The 25,286-nt window shown below is 64.5% G+C and carries 21 protein-coding genes; 15 read left to right on the forward strand and 6 right to left on the reverse strand.

Annotated features, from left to right (window positions below):
* Positions 1–58: 58 nt before the first annotated feature.
* The 3 genes from corA to GEV02_RS16345 all read left to right on the forward strand — a co-directional run bounded on the left by corA (position 59) and on the right by GEV02_RS16345 (position 2,770).
* Complete coding sequence (gene corA, locus GEV02_RS16335; protein WP_152806761.1) at positions 59–1,024, forward strand: magnesium/cobalt transporter CorA; 966 nt, start codon at positions 59–61, stop codon at positions 1,022–1,024.
* Positions 1,025–1,142: 118 nt separating this feature from the next.
* Positions 1,143–1,838 (forward strand): hypothetical protein, encoded by a 696-nt coding sequence (locus tag GEV02_RS16340; RefSeq protein WP_217433141.1) that lies wholly within the window; start codon positions 1,143–1,145, stop codon positions 1,836–1,838.
* 38 nt (positions 1,839–1,876) lie between these two features.
* Complete coding sequence (locus tag GEV02_RS16345; protein ID WP_152839002.1) at positions 1,877–2,770, forward strand: hypothetical protein; 894 nt, start codon at positions 1,877–1,879, stop codon at positions 2,768–2,770.
* Here GEV02_RS16345 and GEV02_RS16350 read toward each other — a convergent pair.
* Positions 2,751–3,254 (reverse strand): hypothetical protein, encoded by a 504-nt coding sequence (locus GEV02_RS16350; protein WP_152839003.1) that lies wholly within the window; start codon positions 3,252–3,254, stop codon positions 2,751–2,753. The genes GEV02_RS16345 and GEV02_RS16350 overlap by 20 nt on opposite strands.
* Positions 3,255–3,425: 171 nt before the next feature.
* On the opposite strand from GEV02_RS16350, the gene GEV02_RS16355 reads away from it, so the two are divergent.
* Positions 3,426–5,156, forward strand: coding sequence for an ABC transporter permease (locus GEV02_RS16355; RefSeq protein WP_152839004.1), 1,731 nt, complete (start codon positions 3,426–3,428; stop codon positions 5,154–5,156).
* A gap of 9 nt (positions 5,157–5,165) precedes the next feature.
* On the forward strand, positions 5,166–6,476 hold the full coding sequence (locus GEV02_RS16360) for an ABC transporter ATP-binding protein (protein WP_008452059.1): 1,311 nt from the start codon (positions 5,166–5,168) through the stop codon (positions 6,474–6,476).
* On the opposite strand, the gene hemL is transcribed toward GEV02_RS16360, so the two are convergent.
* Positions 6,473–7,780, reverse strand: coding sequence for a glutamate-1-semialdehyde 2,1-aminomutase (gene hemL / locus GEV02_RS16365; protein ID WP_152839005.1), 1,308 nt, complete (start codon positions 7,778–7,780; stop codon positions 6,473–6,475). The two genes, GEV02_RS16360 and hemL, sit on opposite strands and share 4 nt — an antisense overlap.
* Before the next feature lie 16 nt (positions 7,781–7,796).
* On the reverse strand, positions 7,797–8,645 hold the full coding sequence (gene thiD, locus GEV02_RS16370) for a bifunctional hydroxymethylpyrimidine kinase/phosphomethylpyrimidine kinase (protein WP_328595833.1): 849 nt from the start codon (positions 8,643–8,645) through the stop codon (positions 7,797–7,799).
* A 96-nt stretch (positions 8,646–8,741) separates the two neighbouring features.
* Between thiD and GEV02_RS16375 the strand changes: the two genes are divergently transcribed.
* From GEV02_RS16375 to GEV02_RS16410, 8 genes are all read left to right on the forward strand, one after another.
* A complete protein-coding gene (locus GEV02_RS16375; RefSeq protein WP_043481419.1) occupies positions 8,742–8,894 on the forward strand; it encodes a rubredoxin in 153 nt (50 codons plus the stop codon).
* Between the two features lie 112 nt (positions 8,895–9,006).
* A complete protein-coding gene (locus GEV02_RS16380; RefSeq protein WP_008452049.1) occupies positions 9,007–9,420 on the forward strand; it encodes a response regulator in 414 nt (137 codons plus the stop codon).
* Positions 9,421–9,436: 16 nt separating this feature from the next.
* Complete coding sequence (locus GEV02_RS16385) at positions 9,437–9,802, forward strand: response regulator (protein ID WP_008452046.1); 366 nt, start codon at positions 9,437–9,439, stop codon at positions 9,800–9,802.
* A 3-nt stretch (positions 9,803–9,805) separates the two neighbouring features.
* Positions 9,806–10,369 carry a chemotaxis protein CheW gene (locus tag GEV02_RS16390; RefSeq protein ID WP_152839006.1) on the forward strand — a complete coding sequence of 188 codons (564 nt, stop codon included), beginning with the start codon at positions 9,806–9,808 and terminating at the stop codon, positions 10,367–10,369.
* Positions 10,370–10,414: 45 nt separating this feature from the next.
* Positions 10,415–12,739 carry a methyl-accepting chemotaxis protein gene (locus tag GEV02_RS16395; protein ID WP_235922804.1) on the forward strand — a complete coding sequence of 775 codons (2,325 nt, stop codon included), beginning with the start codon at positions 10,415–10,417 and terminating at the stop codon, positions 12,737–12,739.
* Positions 12,740–12,769: 30 nt separating this feature from the next.
* Entirely contained in the window at positions 12,770–18,499 is a 5,730-nt protein-coding gene (locus GEV02_RS16400) for a hybrid sensor histidine kinase/response regulator (RefSeq protein ID WP_152839007.1), read from the forward strand.
* The gene (locus GEV02_RS16405; protein WP_152839008.1) at positions 18,496–18,954 is read left to right on the forward strand and encodes an SRPBCC family protein; all 459 of its coding nucleotides are present in this window, start codon (positions 18,496–18,498) and stop codon (positions 18,952–18,954) included. The genes GEV02_RS16400 and GEV02_RS16405 overlap by 4 nt, the downstream gene beginning before the upstream one ends.
* A 498-nt stretch (positions 18,955–19,452) precedes the next feature.
* A complete protein-coding gene (locus tag GEV02_RS16410; RefSeq protein WP_152839009.1) occupies positions 19,453–19,806 on the forward strand; it encodes an immunity protein Imm33 domain-containing protein in 354 nt (117 codons plus the stop codon).
* Here GEV02_RS16410 and GEV02_RS16415 read toward each other — a convergent pair.
* Together GEV02_RS16415 and GEV02_RS16420 are read right to left on the reverse strand one after the other, a co-directional pair.
* A complete protein-coding gene (locus tag GEV02_RS16415) occupies positions 19,772–20,158 on the reverse strand; it encodes a hypothetical protein (RefSeq protein WP_152839010.1) in 387 nt (128 codons plus the stop codon). The genes GEV02_RS16410 and GEV02_RS16415 overlap by 35 nt on opposite strands.
* 97 nt (positions 20,159–20,255) lie before the next feature.
* Positions 20,256–20,729, reverse strand: coding sequence for a VOC family protein (locus tag GEV02_RS16420; protein ID WP_152839011.1), 474 nt, complete (start codon positions 20,727–20,729; stop codon positions 20,256–20,258).
* Between the two features lie 172 nt (positions 20,730–20,901).
* Between GEV02_RS16420 and GEV02_RS16425 the strand changes: the two genes are divergently transcribed.
* Positions 20,902–21,591 (forward strand): hypothetical protein, encoded by a 690-nt coding sequence (locus GEV02_RS16425; RefSeq protein WP_152839012.1) that lies wholly within the window; start codon positions 20,902–20,904, stop codon positions 21,589–21,591.
* A 13-nt stretch (positions 21,592–21,604) separates the two neighbouring features.
* Entirely contained in the window at positions 21,605–21,925 is a 321-nt protein-coding gene (locus tag GEV02_RS16430) for a hypothetical protein (protein WP_152839013.1), read from the forward strand.
* On the opposite strand, the gene GEV02_RS16435 is transcribed toward GEV02_RS16430, so the two are convergent.
* Positions 21,918–25,217 carry a BTAD domain-containing putative transcriptional regulator gene (locus GEV02_RS16435; RefSeq protein WP_152839014.1) on the reverse strand — a complete coding sequence of 1,100 codons (3,300 nt, stop codon included), beginning with the start codon at positions 25,215–25,217 and terminating at the stop codon, positions 21,918–21,920. The genes GEV02_RS16430 and GEV02_RS16435 overlap by 8 nt on opposite strands.
* Positions 25,218–25,286 lie beyond the last annotated feature (69 nt).

The following is a 25,286-nucleotide window of genomic DNA, read 5'->3' on the forward strand; positions in this document are numbered from 1 at the left end:
GGCCTCGGCAGGGGCTTTGCGGGTACACTTGCGCTGTTTCCAGAAGGCTCGCGTACCCATGATTAATGTTTTCGTTCTCCAGAATGGCCGGCTCAACCAAGTGCCCATCGACAGTCGCGGCGATCTGGAACAGGTCGAGCCGGTCTGGGTCGATCTGACCGACCCGACGGACGACGAACGCGCATGGGTCAAGGCCATCTACGGCGTCACCTTGCCGGGCGAGGACGAGGTCAAGGACATCGAAGCGTCGGCCCGCTACTACGAAGCGGAAAACGGCGACCTGCACCTGCGCACCGACTTCTTGCTGGAAGAAGAGGACGGCCCGTCGCGCATCGTCACGGTGGCGTTTATTTTGGCGCGCAAGATGCTGTTCTCGGTGCACACCGACGATCTGCCGGTGTTCCGCCTGGTGCGCATGCGCGCCCGCTCGCGGCCCGGCTCGATCGCCGACTACATGGACGTGCTGCTGGACCTGTACGCGACCGACGCCGAGTATTCGGCCGACGCGCTCGAAGGCATCTACCAGAACCTGGAAGAAGTCAGCGGCCGGGTGCTGCAGGAAGAGTTCACCGACCAGGACGCGGCCGCCGCGCTGAACGCCATCGCCCACGAGGAAGACTTGAACGGCCGCATCCGCCGCAACATGATGGATACGCGGCGCGCGGTCAGCTTTTTGATGCGCGGGCGTTTGCTCAATTCGGAACAGTTCGAGGAAGCGCGCCAGATTCTGCGCGACATCGAATCGCTGGACGGCCACACGTCCTTCCTGTTCGACAAGATCAACTTCCTGATGGACGCCACGGTCGGCTTCATCAACATCAACCAGAACAAGATCATCAAGATCTTCTCGGTGGCCAGCGTGGCCTTCCTGCCGCCGACCCTGATCGCTTCGATCTACGGCATGAACTTCAAGTGGCTGCCGGAGCTGGAATGGCAGCTGGGCTACCCGTTCGCCATCGTGCTGATGATTACCAGCGCCATCGCCCCGTTCTGGTACTTCCGCCGCCGTGGATGGCTGAAATAAAAATATTGCCATATTTGGTAATTTTATTTTATATGGTTTCTGGAAATTAGTTTCCTGTGGGATATAATGGTTTTAGCAATATACAACCATACATCCCATCCACTTCCAGGAACCATTCATGAAAAGCCGTATCTTCCTCACGTTGTTGTCCAGCCTTGCCTTGCTGACCGGTTGTGCCACCGCGCCGCAAATGCCCGTGGCCTTGAGCCCGACGGCGCTGCCATCGGCGGGGGATGCGCACATCGGCGTGATGATGGGCACGCTGCCCAAAGTCGACACCAGCTTCCCTGGCGCTGGATGCCTGCTGTGCATGGCGGCCGCATCGATGGCCAACTCCTCGCTCACCAAACACGCCCAGGCCCTGCCGTCGGATGACCTGCTGCTCGTCAAAGGCGAGCTGGCGGACGTGCTGCGCAAGAAAGGTCAGAAGGTCACCGTGATCGATGACGCCGTCAAGATCGCCGAGCTGCCGAACGCCTCGACCCAGGGCCCCAACCTGGCCCTCAAAGACTTTTCTGCGCTGCAGAAAAAATACAAGCTGGATAAGATACTGGTGATCGACATCGTCGAAGTGGGGATCTCGCGCAATTACTCGGCCTATGTGCCGACCAGCGATCCGAAGGGTGTGGTGACCGGTTCCGCCTATCTGGTCGACCTGAAAACCAATACCTATGAATGGTACTTGCCGCTCAAGCAAAGCAAGAGCGCCAACGGCGCCTGGGACGAAGCGCCAGCCTTCCCCAGCCTGAGCAACGCTTACTTCCAAGCCATCGAAGGCGCCCGCGACAGCCTGGTGCAACCCTTCGTCAACTAATACCCTGCAGGCCGCTGTCGTGGCCAGGAAGAGCTAGCATGACCATTTCGCATATTCTCCTGCGCGCAGGCGTGCTGGCATGCCTGTCGGGCGTGGCATCCGCACAAATGCCGTCGCCGGACTGGGCGCTGCGTTTGCCTCAGAAGGACCAGGTCGCTTTCAAGGGCGTGCTCAATCTTGACGGCGCCGGACAAGGACCGGGAACCATGCTGTATCCGGCGCCGGGCGTGGCCGGACTGCTGGTCGCGATCGCGACGCACAGTGCGCTGGTCAATTCCAGCCGCAACGACGAGAAGAGCAAGATCGAGATCGAGGCAGACAAGGTGCTGCTGCCCTATCAGGGTATTTTGACCGGCTATGGCCACCGCGAACTGCTGGCGAGCGCACTGCCGCAAACCGCCTTTGGCCACGACCGCAAAGTGATCGGCGCCGAGGAGGCGGGCGGTGCAGGCTGGGTGGTGGAAAGCACGCCGGTGTTTTACATGACCCAGGACCAGAGCGCGCTGGTGCTGGAAAACCAGGTGCAGATTTATAAGCCGGGCGCGGCGCCGAAACAGCCCAGTTACCAGAACATGGTGCGGGTGGTGTCCCAGGTGCGCGAGCACGGCGACCTGTCGGCTTACTGGCACGACAACCTGGGGCAGGAGTTGAAGACCGAGAGCGCAAGCCTGATGGCCATGTCGCTGGACATCGCCCTCGGTCAAGCGGCGGAAGCGGCGGCCGCGCCGCCTTCCGCTTTCCGTACGTTCCGCTATCGCCAGGGCAAGCAGGAAGTCGTGGAGCGGGCCCAGCTGGTAAATGAACAGTGCGGGCGCTCTTTGCTGAAAACCCTGCGCGGCTGGCTGATGTCCGTGCCGCTGCTGAACCGCGGCGCCGCGCCGGCCTCGTCTGCTTGCGAGACCGCGGGCAAAGTCAAACCGGCTGCGGGCTGAACTCCAGCGACAGCGTGCTGAAGTAGGGCGCTGTATTCCATTTTTCGTTCAGCGACAGCGCGCGGTCGTACAGGGCCGCCTTGATGTCGATGCCGATCTTGCTGAAGTCGAAGGGTTGCTTGTCGCGCGCCGTGCAGGCCGAGGCGGCGCCGGCCAGGAAGGCTGCCTCGTCGAACCTGCCCGACCACAGCTGCGCCTGCAAACCCTCGACGATCGCTTCCGCCTGCACCGCCTCGGTCGCCACATCCTGGTTGGCGGCGTCGTGCACCGCCTCCATGACGAACTGCGCATCGGCGCCGCGCGCCAGCAGGCTGAGGAAGCCGTGCCGCAGCGGCAGCGCCGACTCCACCACATAATGCAGCAGGTCATGCGGCAAAATACCCTGGCGCGGCATCACCGTGTCGGTACAGCTGCCATTGTTGCGCACGAAGCGCAGCACGTCGTACTTGTCCGTTTTGGAGCGTTTTTCGGCGATCAGTTTCATAACCCGCAATATTGATTCGATAGTCACTGAATTATGCCCGCTACTAGGGCCGCCAATAGTCACCAACTTTCACGACTGTAATAAATTTGACTTACGATATCCTTTAGAATGGCGGCCTGCGTCATTCTCCGGTCATTCGCATCGGGTATTCTGGCCGAAGAAAGCACATACATGATCAAGAAACGGCAATTTTTCCCCCGTCAGGTGGTCGAAGCCGGCGGCAACCGCTGGGACTGGGCCCTGCTGCCCATCGTGCTGGCGCTGTTCGTCCTGATGGCCTACGGCAGCCAGCAAATGGCCCGCCCGTATGAACTGGGCCAGGCCTTGCCGTTGTCGCTGGAGCCGAGCTACCTGCCTTACTACCTGCTGCGCACCACGCTGCGCATGTTCATCGCGCTCGGTCTGTCGGTGGTGTTCAGCTGCGTGTTCGCCGCCCTCACCACCAAATACCGGCTGGCCGAAAAAGTGCTGGTGCCGCTGCTCGACATCCTGCAATCGATCCCCATCCTGGGCTTCCTGTCGATCACCGTGACGGCCTTCATTGCGCTCTTCCCCGGCAACCTGCTGGGCGTGGAATGCGCCGCCATCTTCGCCATCTTCACCTCGCAAGCCTGGAACATGGCGTTTTCCGCCTACCAGGGCTTCCGCTCCGTGCCGGCCGAACTGTCGGAGGCGGCCAGCGTGTTCCAGCTGTCGGGCTGGCAGCGCTTCTGGCGCCTGGAACTGCCGTTCGCCATGCCCGGCCTGCTGTGGAACATGATGATGTCGATGTCCGGCGGCTGGTTCTTCGTGGTGGCGTCGGAAGCGATTTCCGTCTCCGGCCAGGACATCAAGCTGCCCGGCATCGGTTCCTACATCGCGCTGGCCATCGCCAAGAGCGACATGGGCGCCATCGGCTGGGCCATCGGCGCCATGCTGGTGGCGGTGCTGATGTACGACCAGCTGTTCTTCCGCCCTTTGCTGGCCTGGGCCGACAAGTTCCGCTTCGAGGAAACCGGCAGCGACACGGCGCAGCAATCGTGGCTGCTCACCTGGCTGCGCCGCACCGAGCGCACACAGGCCATGGTCGAATGGTTCGGCGCCATGCTGTCGCGCTCCATCGCGCTGTTCCGCCTCGGCCACGACGGCACCTCGATCCGCGCCCGCCGCGACCAGCCGTCGATGGTGCCGCAGCGCGTGTGGGATGCGGTGATCGCCGCCGTGGTGTTCTACGCCTTGTGGAGCCTGGGCCACTTCATCAGCACCGAAGTGGGTTGGGCCGAAGTAGGGCATGTGTTCGTGCTTGGCCTGTACACGCTGGCGCGCGTGATCCTGTTGCTGGCATTGGCCGCGCTGGTGTGGGTGCCGGTCGGCGTGTGGATCGGCATGAATCCGCGCTGGGCCTCGCGCACGCAGGCGGTGGCGCAGTTCCTGGCCGCCTTCCCGACCAATCTGGTGTTCCCGGTGGCGGTGGTGCTGATCGTGCGCTACCACCTGAACCCGGACATCTGGCTGTCGCCGCTGATGATCCTCGGTACCCAGTGGTACCTGCTGTTCAACGTGATCGCCGGCGCCTCGACGATACCGACCGAGCTGCGTCACGCCGCCAAGAACTTCGGTCTGACCGGCTGGCTCAAATGGCGCCGCTACCTGCTGCCGGCGATCTTCCCCAGCTTCGTCACCGGCGCCATCACCGCCACCGGCGGCTCGTGGAACGCCAGCATCGTGGCCGAATACGTCAGCTGGGGGCCGACCACATTGAAGGCCCACGGCATCGGCAGCTACATCCAGGAGATGACCACCGCCGGCGACTTCCCGCGCATCGCGCTGGGCATCGGCATCATGTGCATCTTCGTCATGGGCTTCAACCACTTCGTCTGGCGCCGCCTGTACACCATGGCCGAGAGCCGGCTGCATTTCTAGGATCGAATTATGAGCACTCCTATCGTCGAACTGAAATCGGTCGGCAAACACTTTCGTGCCGCCGACGGCTCCGCGCGCTCGGTGCTGGAAGGCGTGGACTTCACGCTGAACGAAGGCGAGATCGTCGCGTTGCTGGGCCAGTCCGGCTCCGGCAAATCGACCATGCTGCGCATCATGGCGGGCCTGATACAGGCCGATGAAGGCCAGGTGCTGTATCGCGGCATGCCGCTGTACGGCACGGCGCGCGGTATCCGCATGGTGTTCCAGTCGTTCGCGCTGTTCCCGTGGCTGACGGTGCAGAAGAACGTCGAGCTGGGGCTGGAGGCGCAGGGCATGCCGGCCGACGAGCGCGCGCGCCGCGCCGAAAAGGTGATCGACTTGATCGGCCTGTCGGGCTTTGAAGGCGCGCTGCCGCGCGAGCTGTCGGGCGGCATGCGCCAGCGCGTCGGCATCGCCCGCGCGCTGGTGATGGAGCCGGAAGTGCTGCTGATGGACGAAGCGTTTTCCGCGCTGGACGTGCTGACCGGCGAGCGCCTGCGCGAAGAGATCCTGGAGCTGTGGCAGTCCGGCCAGATCCCGACCAAGGCGATCCTGGTGGTGTCGCACAATATCGAGGAAGCGGTGATGATGGCCGACCGCGTGCTGATCTTCGCCAGCGACCCTGGCCGCGTGCGCGCCGAGCTGCCGATATCGCTGCCGCAGCCGCGCAAGGCCGAAGGGCCGGAAGTGCGCCAGCTGATCGACAAGGTGTATGAGCTGATGACCGCCGGCGCCGGCCGCCGTGGCCTGATCAGCGAGAAGGAAGTCAAGCTGCAGCTGGGCGACCGTCTGCCGCAGGCCGACATCGCGCACATGGAAGGTATCCTGGAGCTGCTGGGCGAGGAGCCGTTCTCCGGCCGCGCCGACCTGCCGCAGCTGGCCGAAGAGACGGAGCTGACCGACGCCGAGCTGCTGGAAGTGCTGAATGGCTTGATCCTGCTGGGCTTTGCCTACCTGACCAACGGCGACATCCTGCTGACGGACCTGGGCGGCCGCTACGCCGCGGCGACCAACACCGAGCGCCAGGAGATCTTCGGCAAGCAGCTGCTGGAGCATGTGCCGCTGATCGCCTACATCTGCCATGGTCTGCAGCAGGACAAGTCGGGCGACTTGCCGGAGGATCTGTTCCTCAAGCTGCTGCGCTTCACGCTCAGTGAAGAAGAGGCCGAGCGCGCACTGCGCGTGGCCATCGAGTGGGGCCGCTACGGCGACCTGTTCGAATACAACTTCAACACCGGCGTGATCCAGCTGTCCGAAGAGGACGAGGAAGACGAGATTTAAGCTGCCAGCTTCTTGAACACGCGGGCGGCGGCGGCGATGGTTTCGTCGATCACCGCATCGCTGTGCTGCGCCGAGACGAAGCCCGCCTCGAACGCGGCCGGCGCGAAGTACACGCCTTCATCCAGCATCGCGTGGAAGAACACGTTGAAGCGCGCGCGGTCGCCCGCCATCATCTCGGCGTAGTTGTTCGGCGGCGTCTCGCTGAAGTACAGGCCGAACATGCCGCCCACCGCATCCGCGCAGAACACGATGCCCGCATCCTTGGCCGCCTTGGTCAAACCGGCCGCCAGACGCGCAGCCGTCGCGCTCAACTGCTCGTAGAAGCCCGGCTGCTGGATGATCTTCAGCGTCGTCATGCCCGCCGCCACCGCCACCGGATTGCCCGACAAAGTGCCCGCCTGGTAGACGGCGCCCAGCGGCGCCATCTTGCTCATCAACTCGGCGCTGCCGCCGAAGGCCGCCACCGGCAGGCCGCCGCCGATCACCTTACCCAGCGCCGTCAGGTCCGGCTTGATGCCGTACAGTTCCTGCGCGCCGCCCAGCGCCACGCGGAAGCCGCACATCACTTCGTCGAAGATCAGCACCGAGCCATGCTTGGTGCACAGCGTACGCATCGCCTGCAGGAAGGCCTCGGTGGCCTTGATCAGGTTCATATTGCCGGCCACCGGCTCGACGATCACGCAGGCGATTTCGTCGCCGAATTCCGCGAAGGCCTGCTCCAGCTGGGCCACATTGTTATAGTCCAGCACCAGCGTGTGCTTGACGAAGTCCTCCGGCACGCCGGCCGATGTCGGATTGCCGAAGGTGAGCAGGCCGCTGCCCGCCTTGACCAGCAGCGAATCGGCGTGGCCGTGGTAGCAGCCTTCGAACTTGATGATCTTGTCGCGGCCCGTGGCGCCGCGCGCCAGGCGCAACGCGCTCATGGTCGCCTCGGTGCCCGACGAAACCAGGCGCACCTGCTCGATCGACGGCACCAGGCGGCAGATTTCTTCGGCCATCAGGATCTCGCCTTCGGTCGGCGCGCCGAACGACAGGCCGCGCGCGGCCGCTTCCTGCACCGCCTTGACCACCACCGGATGCGCGTGGCCGACGATCGCCGGACCCCAGGAACCGATGTAGTCGATGTAGCGCTTGTCGTCCGCGTCCCAGAAGTACGGGCCTTCGGCGCGGGTGATGAAGCGCGGCGTGCCGCCTACCGAGCGGAAAGCGCGCACCGGCGAGTTGACGCCGCCGGGCGTGGTTTTCTGGGCGCGTTCGAACAACTCGTCGTTTTTTGAAACCTGGTTCTGCGAAGTCGTAGTCATGATGGCATCTTCAATATCAAGTTGGTAAAGCCTGCTGCATATGGAAAAAACGGTTCGGGATAAACTTGCCCATGCCGTAGCGATGGGCGTGCGCCAGCGCGCCGACGGTGTACTCCTGCGCCGCCGCCACCGCGCCCGGCACTTCGGCGCCGCGCGCCATGAAGGCGGTGATCGCCGCCGACAGCGTGCCGCCCGCGCCGAGGAAGGGGCCGGGCATGTGCTGCCAGGCGTCGTGGCTGATCATGCCGTCGGCGCCGAACAGGGTGTTGGCCAGGGTGTTCGGTGCGGCCGCTTCGCCCTGCGGCGCGCCGGCCTGGGTGCCGGTGACGAGCACGAATTCGCAGCCCAGGGCCAGCAGGTGCTCGACGTCCGACTCCATCGTGTCTTCGGCGCCTTCGCGCCAGGTTTCGGCCAGCCGGCCCAGCTCCACCTGCGACAGCATCAGCAACGTGGCCTGCGGCACCAGCAGCTGGCGCAAAGCCGTCAGCAGTTCCTCGGCTTCGTCGGCGTCGGCCGGATCGGGCAGGCGGGAGCTGAACGGATCGAGTATCAGCGGCGCATCCGGATAGTCGGACAGGATCTCGGCGATGGCCGCCACCTGCTCGATATTGGTCAGCGCGCCGACCTTGAAGGCGGCCATGGTCATATCCTCCAGCACCACGCGTGCCTGGTCGGAGACCCAGTCAGGGTCGATGTCCTGGGCGTCTTCGACGCGGGCACTGTCGCCGATCAGCAACGCGGTGGTCACGGCAAGGCCGGTGCAGGAGAGGGCGGAAAATACCGCCAGGTCGGCCTGGACGCCGATCGCGCCGGCCGGATCGGCGGCGCCGAAGCTTAATATGAGAGGAGAAGTTTGGTTTTGCACGGCGGGTAGATTAAGATACCTAATTCAGCATTTTACTTGATTGAAGGGTGGCAGAACGTGAGTAGCAATGAAACAACGCAGGAGTTCCAGACCTGGATGTGCCTGATCTGTGGCTGGATCTACGACGAGGAAACCGGTTTGCCGGACGAAGGCATCGCCCCGGGCACCCGCTGGGCGGACGTGCCGATGAACTGGAGCTGCCCGGAATGCGGCGCCCGCAAGGACGATTTCGAGATGGTAGCCATCTGATTCCCCGCCCCCGGCTGCACGGCGCATGGCCAGGCATGGCCACTATTGCGACTATCGCGCCAGCCGCCGCCTGGCTATGCTATGGTGTAGCCACCATTCCAGCGAACCGATTATGACGACGACCGCGCCGCACGCTAATGCCCTGAAAATCATGGTGATCGACGACAGCAGCACGATACGTCGTTCGGCCGAGATCTTCCTGACCCAGGCAGGCTACCAGGTGGTGCTGGCCGAGGATGGATTCGACGCGCTGGCCAAGATCAACGACCACCATCCGGCGCTGGTCTTCTGCGATATTTTAATGCCACGGCTGGACGGCTACCAGACCTGCGCGCTGATCAAAAAAAGCGCGAAGTTCCACGCCACGCCGGTGCTGATGCTGTCGTCCAAGGACGGCCTGTTCGACCGCGCGCGCGGCGCCATGGTCGGCTCGGCCGCCTATCTGACCAAACCTTTTACCAAAGACAGCCTGCTGGCCGCTGTGCGCGAGCACACCGGCGGCGGCGCCGTCGCTACACAAGAATAAGCTTCAGGGGAATACCATGACCATACAAAGAATTCTGATCGTCGACGATTCGCCCACGGAGCGTTACTACCTGACCGACATCCTGGTCAAAAACGGTTTTACCGTTTCCACCGCCGAAAACGGCGAGGAGGCGCTGGCCAAGATCAAGGCCGACAAACCCCAGCTGATCCTGATGGACGTGGTCATGCCGGGCGCGAACGGCTTCCAGGTCACGCGCTCGATCGCCCGCGATCCCGAGCTGCAGGACGTGCCGGTGATTATCTGCTCCAGCAAGAACCAGGAGACCGACCGTATCTGGGGCCTGCGCCAGGGTGCGCGCGACTACCTGGTCAAGCCGGTCGACGCGGCCGAGCTGCTGGCCAAAATCGCCGCCCTCGGCTAAGCGATGAGCAGCCAGGCGCCCGACACTCCATCCACACCGGCCGGCCCGGAACGCCGCAGCCGTCTGCGCCAGTATCAGGTGCAGCTGCTGGAGCGCATGCAGGCCGCCAAAACCGGTCCCGCTGCCGCCGGCCGTGAGCTTGGCGTGATGATCGGCGGCCGCCACTGTTTGCTGGACTTGACCCAGATCAGTGAAATCGTGCCGGTGCAGCCGGTGACGCCGGTGCCGCTGGCGCAGGATTGGTATCAGGGCCTGGCCAATATTCGCGGCAATCTGACCGGCGTGATCGACCTGGCGCGCTACCAGGGCCAGGCCGCAGGCGACGCGGCGGCATCCGAACGCCGCCTGATTACCTTCGCTCCCACGCTGGGCTTCAATTGCGCGCTGCTGGCCGAACGCGTGCTGGGCCTGCGCAAGCTGACAGATATGCAGGCAGTGGAAGCGCCGGCCGGCGCCGGACCCGAATGGAGCAGCCAGCACTTCACCGACGGCGAAGGCCAGCAATGGACCCGCATCGACCTGGCGCAGCTGGTACGTGAATCGCGTTTTCTGCAAGTTGGTTTGTAAGGGCGGCATACTGGTGTAGACCGCAACTAATCCGGAGAGGGTGGCATGGCTTTCAAGATGGGTTTTTTCTCGCGTGGCAACCGGAATGCCGGCCAGGACATGGCAGCGAATTCAGAATTGGGCGAAGCGGGCGATTCGCAGTTTCTGCACACTGCCATCGCAGCGGACCCGCCGTCCGCCGCCGCCGATAGCGCGGACAGCGCCGCGCCGCTGCGCCTGCGCGATGCGCTGGGCCGTCGCGGCGGCGCTCCCGTCGCCGCAGCCGAGCCGGGGACCGGCTTCAAGCTGCCGCTGATCGGCCACCTGCCGGCGCAGCGCCAGCTGAGCATACTCTCGACGGCATTGGCGGTCAGCCTGGCGCTGAGCGCCTTGTTCGTCGCGCTCAACACCATCCACAGCGCCAACCGCTCCACCCAGACCCAGGTCGCCAGCGATGCGCTGATGCACTCGCAGCGCATCGGCAAGGCGACGCCGAATGCGGTGCAGGGCAGCGCCGAAGGCTTCCGCCAGCTGGAGGAAAGCCGCAAGGAATTGAGCAACGACTTCGCGCTGATGACGCGCGGCGGCCGCTATCAGGGCCGTGAGATCGGCGAACCGATTTCCGCGCTGGCGCCCGTGGTGGCGGCGGCGCGCAAGCAGTGGGGCCCGTCCGACATCGCGGCCGGCACCATCCTGCTGCTGAAGGCCGACTTGAGCGGCGTCGATAAGACGCTGAAAAAGCTCAACGACATGTCGCCGGCCCTGCTCAACCGCACCGAAGACATCTCCGCGCTCAAGGTGCAGCGCGGCGGATCGGCGCGCGAGATCGCGGCGCTCGGCAAGCTGACCATGCTGACCCAGCGCATGAGCCGCAGCGCCGGCGAATTCCTCACCGCCGGCGGCATCAGCTCGGAAACCGCGTTCCAGCTGGGCCGCGACACCACCGTGTTCCGTAACACCGTCGACGGCTTCCTCAACGGCAGCGCGCCGCTGGGACTGGCCGCTGTGCGCGAGCCGGACCTGCGCGACAAGTTCACCGCGCTGAAAACCGAATTCGAGGAATACCAGAAGCTGGTGTCGGCCATCCTCGACAAGCTCGATAAATTCGGCGCCGCCAAGAACGCCGAACAGTTGATCTTCAATGACAACGAGGCGTTGCGCCAGCGCCTGTCGGTGCTCCAGCAAGCCTACCGCGAAGACCAGGATTCGCTGGGCATGACCTTCTGGCTGATGGTGGCCGGCGGCATGCTGACGCTGGTGTCGGCGGCGGCCATCGGCCGCGTGCTGCTGATGGATTCGTACAACCGCACCCGTGGCGCCGACCGCCGCCGCCAGGAAGCGGAATCCATGCGCCAGCAGTCGCAGCGCAAGGAAGAGGAAGCCAAGGCCATGAACGACCAGAATCAGGCGGCGATTCTGCGCCTGATGAACGAGCTGCAGGAAGTGGCGGACGGTGACTTGACGGTGCAGGCCACGGTGTCCGAGGACATCACCGGCGCCATCGCCGACTCGGTCAACTACACGGTGGAAGAGCTGCGCGGCCTGGTCGGCCGCGTGACCGCCACCGCCGAGCAGGTGACCAAGGCGTCCACCCACGCGCAGAGCATCTCCAGCGATCTGCTGCTGGCATCCCAGCAGCAGTCGCGCGAGATCCAGGATGCGTCGGCCACGGTGGTCAAGATGGCCAACGAGATTACCGACGTATCGCGCTCGGCCAGCGAATCGGCCGACGTGGCGCGGCAATCGGTGGCGGCGGCGCAGCAGGGCGCGACGGCGGTGGAAAACGCCATCAAGGGCATGCACGAAATCCGCGAGCAGATCCAGGATACGTCCAAGCGCATCAAGCGCCTGGGCGAATCGTCGCAGGAGATCGGCGAGATCACCGAACTCATTTCCGACATCACCGAACAGACCAACGTGCTGGCGCTGAACGCGGCGATCCAGGCCGCATCGGCCGGCGAGGCGGGGCGCGGCTTCTCGGTGGTGGCGGAAGAGGTGCAGCGCCTGGCCGAACGCTCGGCCGAAGCGGCCAAGCAGATCGGCGCGCTGGTACGCACGATTCAAACCGATACCCACGACGCCGTGGCGGCAATGGAGAAGTCGACGCAGGGCGTGGTCGAAGGCGCGCGCCTGTCCGACGCGGCCGGCGCGGCGCTGAACGACATCTCGCAGGTGTCGAACCGCCTGGCCGAGCTGATCTCCGGCATCTCGATGGCGACCGGCCAGCAGGCCACGTCGGCGAGCGGCGTGGCGCAGAACATCCAACATATTTTGACGGTGACGGAGCAAACCCAGGACGGCACCCAGCAAACCGCGCAATCGATTCACAAGCTGTCAGTGCTGGCGCAGGAATTGAAAAACTCGGTGGCGCGATTCCGTATCGCGTCCTGAACCGCCCATCATTGAAAGGCCGAGGCAAGCATGACCACAACTGATTTTCCGAATCCGCCGCAACCGCAGTTCGATACCGGCCCTTTGTCGTGGGTGATGGTGGAAATCCGCGAGTCGCTGGCACGCTCGAAAACCGCCCTGTTCGAAGCGGGTGGCCGGGCGCCGGAAGATCAGGCGACCCAGCTGCAGCACGCCAAGTCGCATCTGCATCAGGCGCACGGCGCGCTGATGATGGTGGACGTGGACGGCGTCGGCCTGATGACGCAGGTGGCCGAGGAGGCGCTGGACCGCTTCAAGGCCGGCACGCTCAAATGCAGCACCGACCATGCGCAGACGCTGGCGGAGCTGTATCAGGCGCTGGTCGAGTATTTGCAGGAGCTGCTGGAAGGTGCGCCGTCGCAGCCGGTCAAGCTGTTCCCGTACTACCGCGCGGTGCAGGAGATGATGGGCGTGGAGCGCATCCATCCGGCCGATCTGTTCTATCCCGATCTGTCGCGCGGCGCTGGGCTGCCGCCTGTGGGCGAGGCGCCGGTCGTCGACTATGCGGCGTATCGCCAGCGGTTTGAAAAATCGCTGCTGCCATACCTGAAGAGCACCGAAGCGGCGCAACAGCAGGAGCATGCCGCCGCGCTGCTCGACGCCGTGAAGCTGGTCGCCGCCGCGCAGCAGGACGCCAAGGCGCACACCTTCTGGCTGGCGATGCAGGCTTTCGCCGAACTGGTGGCCAGCGGCGAGCTGGCGGGCGGCTTGTATGTCAAGCAGCTGTTTGGCCTGATCAATTTGCAGATACGCCGCTTGAGCCAGGGCGCCGCCGCGCAGCCGGATGCGATGCTGCGTGACGCGCTGTTCTTCATCGCCGCTGCCGGTCCTGCGTCGGCGTCGGAAACGGTGCAGCAGTTGCGTCGCGTGTTTGCGCTGGACGGTTTGGTGCCATCCGATTATGAACGCCGTCGCTACGGCCAGATTGACCTCGATGCGCTGGAGCGCGCCAAGGCCGGCATGGCCAAGGCCAAGGCAAGCTGGGACAGGCTGGCCGGAGCGGAAATCGATCCGTCGCTTGACGCGGCCTTCGGTGGTGCGCTGGCCGAGGTGGCCGGGGCTTGCGATCAGCTGGAGATACCCGCGCTGAGCGTGCTGCTGCGGCAGCTGGCCGATGTGGCGCGCACCGCCATCTCCGCCGGCCGCAGCGAAGAGCTGGCGCTGGAGATGGCGACCGCGCTGCTGTTTGCCGAGCATGGGCTGGAGCAGATCCGCCATTTGCCCGGCGATTTCGCGGCGCATGCCGATACGATAGGCGCGCGCTTGCTGGCGCTGGTGTCCGGCGACACGCCGCCGGAACCGGCGCAATGGCAGAGCGGTCTGGCGCAGCAAATGCAGCAGGACGACACGGTCGTCGCGCTGGCGATGGAGATGAAAACCGGCCTGCGGCAGGTGGAGAAGGTGCTCGATGAGTACTACGCCGATCCGTCGAAGCGGCCGTCGCTGGTGGACCTGGATCCGGTGCTGCACCAGTTGCAGGGCGCGCTGGCGATCCTGGACCAGGACGATGCGACGCAAGCGGCGCGGCATGTGAAGGCGGCGGTGCATGCGCTGGCGTCGGGCGAGGGCGATCCGTCGCTGGAGCCGAAGGCGTTGGACGATATCGCGCAGAACGTCGGTGCGCTGGGCTTCTTTGTTGATATGCTGGCGCAGAACGCGGCCGGTGCACGCGAGCGCTTTGCGTTCGATGCGGAGCATGGCACTTTCCGTTCGGTGCCGTTCAAGAAGATGCCGGCTTCGGAATCGATCCCGGTGCTGGAGGATCAGGTGCCTGCGCCCGCGCCGGTGGCGATGCCGGTCGAGGCGCCAGCGCCGGCCAGCAGCGATGCGGCGGTGGAGGCGGAGCTGCTGGAGATCTTTATCTCCGAGGCGCAGGAGGTGCTGCAGTTCGTCGATGCGACGCTGGCCAAGCCGCGCGCGGAGTCGGGCAGTGAAGAGAACCTGACCATGCTGCGGCGCTCCTTCCACACGCTCAAGGGCAGCGGGCGGATGGTGGGCCTGAACCAGTTTGCCGATGCGGCGCATGGCATTGAACGGGTGATGAATGTGTGGCTGGCGGAAGCGCGGCCGGCGACGGATGCGCTATTTGATTTGCTGAACGAGGCGGCGCGGCAGATGGGGGCGTGGGTGGCGGAGTTGGTCGCCACTGGCGTTTCAGCGCGCAATGCAGAGGCGCTGGTGGCTGCGGCTGCGCGTGTGCAGGATGGCGGCGGGTTCGTCATCGATGCGCCGTCGGCTGCGGAGCCTTCACCGGTGCCGGTGGAGGAGGCCGCGCAGGCCGTGGTTGAGGAGCCAGATTTTGCTGCCACTGAAGAGCCGGAGGCGGTCGAGCTGCCGCCTTTGACGGAGCTGCCTGCGCCGCCGGTGGTTACCGCTGTCGGCAACGTCATCGAGTTCCCGACCATCGCGCCGCTGGTGCCGCGCGACGACAACGTCAAGCATATCGGCGAGCTGGAAATCGCTCTGCCGCTGTACAACATCTATCTGCACGAGACGGATGAACTGGTGCGCCTGCTGACGCAGGACTTTGGCGAATGGCGCCATGAGCCGCGCCGGCCGGTGAACGCGGAGGCGTTGCAGGCTTCGCATACCCTGGCCGGTACTTCGGGCACGGTGGGTTTCAAGGCCTTGCGCGAATTGGCGCTGGCGCTGGAGTCCACGCTACAGGCCTTGCTGCCGCCTGCGCCGCATCTGGATCAGGTGCAGCATGATCTGCTGGACTTTACGATAGAACGCATCCGCCAGATGCTGCAGAGTTTTGCGGCGGGCGACATGCCGGCCGCGCAGCCGGAGTTGATTACGGCGCTGCACGATCTGCGTGCGGAGCTGGAAGCTGCACCGCCTGCGGCCAGCAACGATATCGAGGCACGACTGGACGATCTGGTCGCGGAGACGATGCACGACATCACGTCTGCGCCGCCTGCGCCGGTGGAGTCGGCGATGGACAAGCTGTTCCGCGAGACGTTTGATGCGATCAGCGGCAGCGTGCCGGAATCGGATGCGCCCGCAGCTACGCCTGCGTCGAAAAAGACCGAAGCGCGTGCAGATGACAGCATCGATGACCTGTTCAACGCCGCGTTTGACGATGCCTTCGCCGAGCCACCGCTCAAGATAGCAGAACCGCTGGCTCAGGAACCTGAACCGGCGCCAGCGCCCGCTGTCGCCGAGCCGGAGCCAGAGCCAGAGTCCGAGCTTCCGCCGCCATTCGTCGCGCCGCCGCCCGAGCCGGAGCCGGAGCCAGAGCCAGAGCCGCTGCCTGAGCTGGCGCCCGAACCGGAACCCGAGCCGGAGCTAGACGCCGAGATCCTCGAACTCCCTCCTGCCGAACCCGAAATCCTGGCTGCCGCCCCAGCCATCTTCCACGACGAACTGGACGCCGACCTGCTGCCCGTCTTCCTGGAAGAAGGCGCGGATCTGCTGCCGCAAGTCGGCGAAGCGCTGCGCGCCTGGCAGCACACCCCTGCCGACACCACGCACGCCCAAAGCCTGCTGCGGCTCCTGCATACCGTGAAGGGCAGCGCCCGCATGGCCGGCGCAATGCGCCTGGGCCAGCACGCCCACGAAATCGAAACGCACATTGAAAACATGGTGCACGCCGGTTCCGCCACGCCGCAAGCGTTCGACGAACTGCTGGCTCACTACGACCACGCACTGCTGCTGTTCGAACAGCTCCAACACCCGGACGCATTGCAGCAAGCCGTCAGCACCGGCCTGGCCGCCGACGTCACCAAACTGGACGCGGGCACGCCAGCCATCGCCGGCACCAGCGACATCGCCACGGACCTCACCGCAGACGCCACCGGCGCCGCCAGCACCGCCGGCGACGCAGCCGCAGCAAGCCTCGCCGCTGCAGGAGCCGCAGCCTCCCCGCACACCCCGGCCGACGACCTGCAAACCGGCACGAAGTCCCCTCTGGTCCGCGTCCGCGCCGACATCCTCGACCGCCTGGTGAACCAGGCCGGCGAAGTATCGATCTCCCGTTCCAAGCTGGAAAACGAAGTCGAAACCCTGCGTGCCTCGTTATTCGACTTCTCCGAAAACCTGACCCGCTTGCGCCGCCAACTGCGCGAAGTCGAAATGCAGGCAGAATCGCAGATCGCCTCCCGCATGTCGATCTCCAGCGAGCGCGAATTCGACCCGCTTGAATTCGACCGCTTCACGCGCCTGCAGGAACTGACCCGCATGATGGCGGAAAGCGTCAACGACGTCGCCTCCTTCCACGAAAGCCTGACCCGCAGCGTCGACAGCGCCGGCGACGATCTGGTGCTGCAAGCCCGCCTCACACGGGACCTGCAACGCGATCTGATGCGCGTGCGTATGGTGCCATTCGCCAGCATCTCCGAACGCCTGTTCCGCGTCGCCCGCCAGAGCGCCAAGGAAGTCGACAAGCGCGTCAACCTCGACATCCGCGGCAGCGCGGTGGAAGTCGACCGCAGCGTGCTGGAACGCATGGCCGCGCCATTCGAACACCTGCTGCGCAACGCGATCGCGCACGGCGTGGAATCGCGTACTGCCCGCACTGAAGCATGCAAGAACGAAACCGGCGAACTGCTGGTGCAGGTCACGCAACAGGGCAATGAGGTTGTCATCGAATTTACCGACGACGGCGCCGGCCTCGATCTGGAGCGCATCCGCGCCAAGGCGATCAGCAACGGCCTGCTGCAAGAAGACGAAGAAGTCACCGACGCCCAGATCGCCGACCTGATTTTCGAACCCGGCTTCTCCACCGCCGAATCGTTGACGGAGCTGTCCGGCCGTGGCGTCGGCATGGACGTCGTGCAGTCGGAAGCGCAGGCGCTGGGCGGGCGCGTCGACATGTTCTCCGAACGCGGCAAAGGCACGCGCTTCACCATCCATCTGCCGTTGACGCTGGCCGTCACGCAGGTCGTGCTGATTTCCGCGGCAGGCAAGACCTACGCGCTGCCGGCCATCCTGGTCGAGCAGGTGCTGCAGATGAAGGACGCCGCGCTGGTTGAAGCGCACCACAACGGCTATGTGCCTATCCAGGGCCAGCACGCCGAGCTGCACTACCTGCCTGCATTGCTGGGCGACGCGGCGGCGCAACCGCCTGCGCAGCGCTCGGCTCCTGTGATGATGCTCAAGAACGGCAACGAGCGGCTGGCGGTGCGTGTCGATGAAGTGTTGGGCAACCGCGAGGTCGTCATCAAGAACATCGGCCCGCAGCTGGCGCGCATGGTCGGCATTGCCGGCGCCACGGTGCTGGGTTCCGGCGACATCGTCCTGATCCTGAACCCGGTGGCGCTGGCGCAGCACCTCGCGCATCATCCCGAGATGAAGCAGCACTTTGCGCAAGCGGTTGGCGACAGCCCGGCGCCTGGCCAGCAAGGCCGCTCGATCATGGTGGTTGACGATTCGATGACCGTGCGCCGCGTGACGCAGCGCCTGCTGGAGCGCGAAGGCTACAACGTGGTGCTGGCGAAGGACGGTGTGGACGCGCTGGAGCAGCTGCAAGGCGTCCGGCCGGACCTGATGCTGGTCGATATCGAGATGCCGCGCATGGACGGCTTCGACCTGACGCGCAACGTGCGCGGCGATGAGCGCACGCGGGACATCCCCATCATCATGATTACATCCCGCAGTGCCGACAAGCACCGCAACTACGCGCTGCAACTGGGTGTGAACGCCTACTTCGGCAAACCGTTCCAGGAGCCGGTGCTGCTGGATGCGATCGAGGGGCTGTTGCGCGGAACAGCGTCGTGATTGTTGATGTTCAAATTGCGATCAACGCATCCAGGGCCGCAGTTTGGGCCACGATCACCGATATCGAAAATGCCGCGAAAACCATCAGCGGCATTGACGATATCGAGATCGTCGAGAAGCCGGCGAGCGGGCTGGTAGGACTGCGGTGGCGTGAAACCCGCATGCTGTTCGGAAAACCAGCTACAGCGGAAAAGTGGATCACCGAGGCGGTCGAGAACGAGACCTACACCACCAAAGCGGAAAGCGATGGCTTTGTCTTCCTGTGCATTAAGCGCATAGCCGAGAGCAGCGACGGCGCCACGCTGGCGGAGACGCACATCTCTCAGCCTCAAGGCGTGGTTGCGAAACTGATGTCGATACCAATGAGCTTATTCTTCAAAGGCGTGGCGAAGAAGGCCGTCATGCAAGACCTCATCGATATCAAGACCGCCGTCGAGCAGCGGGGTCAAGTCTGACATTCGGACACGAGCTCTACTGTTAGTCCCTATATGGCTGACTTCGTGTCCGAATGTCAGACTTGACCCCACCGCCAGAAAAGTAAGCGCTGATTTTTTTGATGAAACTTTTTAAACTAGTGAAGTCTTTGCGATTCTGGTCTCTAATGCTCGGTGCTATATCCATTGCTCCGTTGGTCTACTTCGCGTATCAGAATTGGCTGTTCTCACAGTGGGCCAGGACGCAGGCTGGCAATGGCGGCTTTGTTTGCGGGACCGCTATCGTCGCCTTGCTTTCCCTTTGTGTTGTCGTTGGCGGCGTATTTTCTGCAGGCGGCAGTTTGCTAGGATTGATAGGCTATTTTAAGATCGAAAAGCCCAGGCCAAGAATCCGAATTTTGGAGATAGGTCTCGTTGGTAGCATTATGGCCGTAGCTATAGTTTCTGCTTTCGTTTTTGCTTGATGTCTCTTGGTCAGAAGCCGCCATTCAGAACCCAATACACCGAATCTGCTTAATTATGCAAAACGACTCAAGCGAAATTTGCCGACGTTTCGGCACGGATTACATGCCACCCGATCTTGGGGAAAAGGTGGGGATTGCGCTAGGGACGTTAGGAAATGTGCCGCTTCACGCCGTGCGACTTCGCCCGGAAAACGGTACGTGCGGCTGGTATATTTACTGCGGTGAGTATTCAACGGATGACGATTTTTATCAGCCACTTCACGTTGAACATTTAGCTGAACGTTGCCCGGAAATCGTCCCTTACCTGGCTTTGCCACCAGGCTGGCGCGTGCTGCTTGCCCCGAACTATGAAGACGTTTGGTTCGACGGCGATATCAGTACCGCATCAGATCACACTGAGCCATCGTGAAGCCTTTGCGGGATTCGGGATCGGGCGGTGTGTCGGGGAAGGTCACGGTGAAGCGATTGGTGTCTCCCACGACCTGCTCGGGGACGAAATTTTTCTTGCCTCGCGCACGCGCCAGCCCGCACATGCCGCGCAGGATGAACATGGACGACGATACCGATCCGCCGGAGCGCCGCGTCACCTGCACGGTGGATGTCTCTGCCTCGCGCGCGACTTCCTGAAACTCCATGTTGAGCACCTTGCCGTTTTCAACCGGCACATCCGCGACGGCCAGGTGAAATAGCTCGGGATCGGCAGCTTGCACGACACAAGGCGCGAACAGGATAAACGAGGCCAGGGCAATAGTTCTTTTCATCGCAGACTCCTTTTCAAGAGTTCGATTATTGCCGCTGGCTATATCCGTGTGTTGGAACGGATCGCAAGTATTGCGACACAACACCGGAGGTATCGGCTTAGCCGCGCACCGCCGCTTCGATCTTGGCGACATCGATCTTGCGCATCTCCATCATCGCCGCGAACGCGCGCTTGGCGACGTCTCCGCCTTTGGCCATGGCGTCGGTCAGTACGCGCGGCGTGATTTGCCACGACAGACCCCATTTATCCTTGCACCAGCCGCAAGCGCTCTCCGCGCCGCCGTTGCCGACGATGGCGTTCCAGTAGCGGTCGGTTTCTTCCTGATTGTCGGTGGCGATCTGGAACGAGAAGGCTTCGCTGTGCTTGAAGGCCTTGCCGCCATTGAGGCCGATGCACGGTATGCCGCACACGGTGAACTCGACTGTCAAAACAGTATCCGCTTTCCCGCCCGGGAAATCGGATGGTGCGCGGTGCACGGCGCCGACTGTGCTGTCGGGGAAAGTGCGGGCGTAGAAGTGGGCGGCTTCTTCCGCGTCATGGTCGTACCACAGGCAGAGCGTGTTCTTTTTCATCTTCCATCTCCTTTATTGGACGAGCACATAGTCTACCTCCGCTGGCGTGACGCGCGGCGCGAGCTTGCCCTGGGCATTTGCAAGTCATTTGTGGGTACGACAAGATTATCGTTCTTCCAGCGGTCAACGATATTCCATCGATGGCGCTACATCTCTACAGGAAGAAAGCATCATGTCAGTCACTAGCACTTACTCATTCATACAGGGGTTCTTCAACGGCGTCTTTGTCGGCCAGAATACTGTCAGCGCGGCAGACCAGCCGTTCTCCGAATCGGCTCCGGGCAGCGGCGTGTTCACCGTCCACCGTCCCAACGGCGAGAACCTGGTCGATCTCGGCAAGCTGATTAACACCAACGCCAACGTCGGCATGGTCGCCAAGCAACTGATCGCCGCCGGCGCTTCGCTCACCAGCGGCATCCGCGTGCAAGCCATGCCGTGGATCAGCGTTCCGTACTTCGCCCAGTCGCCCGCCGCGCACAAACCTTTCGACATGCTGGCCAAGGTCAATTTCGACTTCCATATCGAAACCCCGTGGTTCTGCAGCGATATCGACGGCACCATCTCGGTGTTCCTGTTCATGTTCCTCGACGGCCAGAAGCATCTGCATGTGACGGTCGACGGCAGCTGGTTCTCGTTCGACGGCGGTGCGCCGTTCTGCGCCGGTCCCGCTTCCGATGCGCTGAAGGCCGCCATGCCGGCTGTGCGCAAGCAGGTGCAGGATCTGCTGCCGCAACTGACGTCGGCGATCGCCAACGTCAAATTCTCCAAGCCGTATTTCTTGCCCGGTAACGGCACCAAGACTGCCGGCCCATTCGTACAAAACGCCAGCGCCGATGTGTCGCTTGGTCTGCTCTTAGCTTAAAAGGAAAATGAACATGGATAAGGATCAAAAACTGGTCGAGGACATCTCCGCGCTGCTGCGCGAGGCTGGCTACACGGGCCTGAATGTGCACAACGACCATAACGGCACGCTGCTCAACGCAACCCGCGACAAAGGCGGCGTGGTGCTGCGCCTGTCGCCGGACATGCAGAAGGTGGGGCGTCGCACCGAAGGCGGCGCGGCGGAGGCTCGCACCACTCGCGCCGACGTGCATGAGGTGCCGGCGATGGAAGGCGCGGCGGAGCAGATCCGCGCCAATCCCGAACTGGCCAAGGCCATGAATATCCCGGCCGAGCATCTGAAGTACATCATGTAGTTCGCGTCGGTCCGGCCTTGCCGCTGTAGTGGGCGGGGTTGGACTGCGCGGCGCCTGCCGCAACGGTCATCAGCTGCTGCGCCAGCGCTTCGATCTCCGGCGCCACCGGTGCGCCCAGGGCGCTCAATGCCATGCGTTGATAGCGCCGATACACCGACAATCCCTCTTCGAATCGCGCGTCGTCCAGATGAAGGCGCATCAGGTCCGCGCTGAGCACCTTGCAATACGGGTCTGCTTCCAGCGCCCGTTCCAGCAGCTGCGCGGCGGCGCTCGTGCGGCCGGCTTGCGCCAGTTGTCGCCCTGCGTCGCCCAGTGCGCGCGCCAGTTTGCCGCGCCATAGTTCGCGCCGCGCCATCAGCCACGGCGCGCCTTCCCCGTGCAGCAGTTCTCCCCGATACAGCGACAGCACCTGCGTGGCGGCCGACAGTAGCGCCGCCTCGTGCGACTGCGCGGCGTCGATGCCGGCGTCGGCCCATTTCTGCGTCAGCGTGTGCAGGCGTGGCAGCAGCCGCTCCAGCGCCGCCGTGTCGCTCCAGCACTGCTGCGGCGCCAGCGACAGCGCGCCTTGTTCCAGCAGGATGCAGCCGGCGCCCACCGTTGCGCGCAGCCGTGACAGCGTGGTCTCCAGCGCATGGCGCGCGGTGTCGCCGTCGGCGTCGGGCCACAGCAGTTCGGCGGCGCGCTCCAGCGAGATGCTGTTGGGCGCGTGCGCGGCGATCAGTTTCAGGATGTCGAGCTGGCGGTGCTTGGACTTGCCCTGCGAGCGCAGCGGCTCGCCGGCGATGCGCAGCTCGAAGCCGCCGAAGCTGCGTATCTGCACCGGCCATGGCCAGTTGTCGCCGGCATCGTCCGGCGGCATCAGGCGCCAGGCGCGTATCAGCATGTTGGCCGCGCCGGGGATGATGCCGGCGGCCAGCGCGTGGGTGCACAGCGGCTGCAGGATGCGCGGCGTGGCGAAGGTCAGGTAGCCGCCGCCTTGCGATGCGATGTGGTTCAGTGCGCGACGCAGCTTGTCCTGCGCCAGCAGCAGCTGCACTGGTTGCGCGCGTTGCAGCTGTTGCAGCGTTTGCGCCTGGCCGTCGGCGCCGGTGATGAGCAACCATACTTCCAGCAGGTCGGCCCAGGTCTCCGCCAGCGGCGAGTTGTAGTCGGCCGCATGCTGGCGCAGCACGGCGGTTTCGGCCGCGCAGCGTGCGCGGTCCAGCAGCGTGTAGGCGACGCAGCTGGCCGTCTGCGCGTAGATCTCGTACGGCACGCTGCCGAAACGCAGCGCCGCTTCGTGCGCGAGCCGCGCATGTTCCAGCGCGCCGTGGCCGTCGCCCTGGCAGCTGGCCAGCCAGGTCTGCGTCAGCTGGAGATGGGCCACCAGGTTGTGATGCTGGGGTGGCGTTTGCGCGGCCACTTCGGTGGTCGCGGCGGCGGCCTTGTCGAGTTCTCCGCGCAGCAGGCAGGCGGCCGCGTACAGCAGCACGTAGTGGGCGTCCATGATGCGGATGCCGCTGCTTTCCGAACTGGCGCGGCAGGCGGCGAAGACGCCGTCGAAGCGGGCGTGGTCCATGCCCGCCAGCGCGTCGTACATCTGCACCAGGTGCGACAGGTAGCGCGCATACGGTGGCAGTGAGGCCGCTTCTGGCAGGGCGTCCAGCAGCACGCGCACCGCGCGTACCGCGGCGTAGCGGCCGGACTGGTAGTAGTGCTGGCCCAGCATCGCGCCCAGCCGCACCTTCAGCGTGGGATCGGACGACTGGCGCACCACGTCCAGCGCGCGCTGCTCCCACAGGTCCATGTCCTGGTGGGCGGGATCGGTCATGAACAAGCCGCTCCAGACGGCGTGGGTCAGGTGCGCCTTCTGGCTGGGATCGGGCAGGCGCTCGTAGTCCGCCGCCGGGTCGACGTGCTGCTGCAGGAAGGCGCGCAGCGGCTGCTCGGCTGCGCCGTCGAAGAAGTAGGAGCTGATGATGGCGCCCAGCGCCAGGAAGCGGTGCATGGGCTGCTGCCGTTCCGTGAACGCTTGCAGCGCCTTGAGCAGGGCGGCGCGGGCGCGCGCGGTGTCGCTCAGGAACACGGCCATGCCCAGCCAGTAGTGGTGCCACGGGCTGCGCTGCGCTTCGGGCAGCGCGTCGATCCAGCGCGCCAGCGTGGTGTGGCGGGCGCTGGCCAGCATGGCTTCGGCGCGTTCTTCGATCAGGCCTGCGGCGCGCTCGGGCATGCCGTGCTCCAGTGCCAGCTTGATGGCGGCGTCGCCGCTGCCGTCAGCCAGCAGGGTCTCGATGCAGCCGGCGATCCACGCGCTGCGCTGCGCGCCGTCGACGCGGGTGGCGGCCCATTTGCGCAGGAAGCCCTGGAACAGCGGATGCAGCGCGTACTGGCGGCCGGGGTATTCGTAGATCAACGCACCCTGCGCGGCCAGCCGGGCGACGATGTCCGCCGCGTGCGGTGCGCCGGACAGCGCGGCCGCCCACGCGCCGCTGAAGTGCGGCAGCCAGCAGACCGCCAGCAGCGTGGCGCGTTCCTCGTCGGTGTAGGCGCTGAACACTTCCTCGGCCAGGTAGCCGACCATCGCTTCCGACAGCACATCCTCCGCCGCCAGCGCGGCGCCGGGGCGGCGCTTGAGCCATGAGGCCACCAGCGCGATGCCGGCGGCCCAGCCGCGCGTGAAAGTGTAGACGCTGTCGGCCACGGTTTCGGCGTGGCCTATGCCCAGCACATTGAGCAGAATTTCGGTTTCGTCGCGGGTGAAGGCTAGCGCCGCGCTGTCCAGTTCATGCATGTCGCCGTGCGCCAGCAGGCGCGCGCAGGCGGCCGGCGGCAGTGCGCGGCTCAGCACCACGACCTTGCTGGCCGGCGGCAGTTCGGTCGCCAGCGTTTCGAGGAACTGGCGGAAGAAGGGCGCGTCCTGGCAGCGGTGGGCGTCGTCCATGACGATGCAGCTGGCCGGCGCCAGCGCCGCGCCCAATGAGCGCGCGTACAGCCGCAGGTAGCCTTGCAGTGCGGGCAGGTGTTCGCGCAGCAGTGGCGGCGGTTGCCAGCCGGGCGCCACGCCGCCGTTGACGATGGCCTGTTCGAAGTACAGCAGGAAGCTGGCCGGGTCGATGTCCGCTTCGTCCAGCCGCAGCCAGGCCACGGTGGGGCCGGCTGCTGCGCAGAACTCCAGTCCCAGGCTGGTCTTGCCGGAGCCGGCAGGCGCGGAAATCCAGGTCAGCGTGGCGGGGGAGTCGAGCACGGTCTGCACGGCGTTGTGGCGGCCGATCAGGCGGGCGACGGGACGGGAAGTTTTGGCGAGGGATGCCATGATGCGGTTCCTTGAAGCGGACTACGCGGAACCACTAGTTTAAGTCTGATTATAAAAAGAACAAATCTT

The sequence above is a fragment of the Rugamonas aquatica genome (assembly GCF_009380215.1).
GTDB classification, from domain to species: Bacteria; Pseudomonadota; Gammaproteobacteria; order Burkholderiales; family Burkholderiaceae_D; genus Rugamonas; species Rugamonas aquatica_B.

Coding starts and splice junctions, on each gene's coding strand:
- corA (WP_152806761.1), top strand. CDS start 59: ATGATTAATGTTTTCGTTCTCCAGAATGGCCGGCTCAACCAAGTGCCC.
- GEV02_RS16340 (WP_217433141.1), top strand. CDS start 1,143: ATGAAAAGCCGTATCTTCCTCACGTTGTTGTCCAGCCTTGCCTTGCTG.
- GEV02_RS16345 (WP_152839002.1), top strand. CDS start 1,877: ATGACCATTTCGCATATTCTCCTGCGCGCAGGCGTGCTGGCATGCCTG.
- GEV02_RS16350 (WP_152839003.1), bottom strand. CDS start 3,254: ATGAAACTGATCGCCGAAAAACGCTCCAAAACGGACAAGTACGACGTG.
- GEV02_RS16355 (WP_152839004.1), top strand. CDS start 3,426: ATGATCAAGAAACGGCAATTTTTCCCCCGTCAGGTGGTCGAAGCCGGC.
- GEV02_RS16360 (WP_008452059.1), top strand. CDS start 5,166: ATGAGCACTCCTATCGTCGAACTGAAATCGGTCGGCAAACACTTTCGT.
- hemL (WP_152839005.1), bottom strand. CDS start 7,780: ATGACTACGACTTCGCAGAACCAGGTTTCAAAAAACGACGAGTTGTTC.
- GEV02_RS16375 (WP_043481419.1), top strand. CDS start 8,742: ATGTGCCTGATCTGTGGCTGGATCTACGACGAGGAAACCGGTTTGCCG.
- GEV02_RS16380 (WP_008452049.1), top strand. CDS start 9,007: ATGACGACGACCGCGCCGCACGCTAATGCCCTGAAAATCATGGTGATC.
- GEV02_RS16385 (WP_008452046.1), top strand. CDS start 9,437: ATGACCATACAAAGAATTCTGATCGTCGACGATTCGCCCACGGAGCGT.
- GEV02_RS16390 (WP_152839006.1), top strand. CDS start 9,806: ATGAGCAGCCAGGCGCCCGACACTCCATCCACACCGGCCGGCCCGGAA.
- GEV02_RS16395 (WP_235922804.1), top strand. CDS start 10,415: ATGGCTTTCAAGATGGGTTTTTTCTCGCGTGGCAACCGGAATGCCGGC.
- GEV02_RS16400 (WP_152839007.1), top strand. CDS start 12,770: ATGACCACAACTGATTTTCCGAATCCGCCGCAACCGCAGTTCGATACC.
- GEV02_RS16410 (WP_152839009.1), top strand. CDS start 19,453: ATGCAAAACGACTCAAGCGAAATTTGCCGACGTTTCGGCACGGATTAC.
- GEV02_RS16415 (WP_152839010.1), bottom strand. CDS start 20,158: ATGAAAAGAACTATTGCCCTGGCCTCGTTTATCCTGTTCGCGCCTTGT.
- GEV02_RS16420 (WP_152839011.1), bottom strand. CDS start 20,729: ATGAAAAAGAACACGCTCTGCCTGTGGTACGACCATGACGCGGAAGAA.
- GEV02_RS16425 (WP_152839012.1), top strand. CDS start 20,902: ATGTCAGTCACTAGCACTTACTCATTCATACAGGGGTTCTTCAACGGC.
- GEV02_RS16430 (WP_152839013.1), top strand. CDS start 21,605: ATGGATAAGGATCAAAAACTGGTCGAGGACATCTCCGCGCTGCTGCGC.
- GEV02_RS16435 (WP_152839014.1), bottom strand. CDS start 25,217: ATGGCATCCCTCGCCAAAACTTCCCGTCCCGTCGCCCGCCTGATCGGC.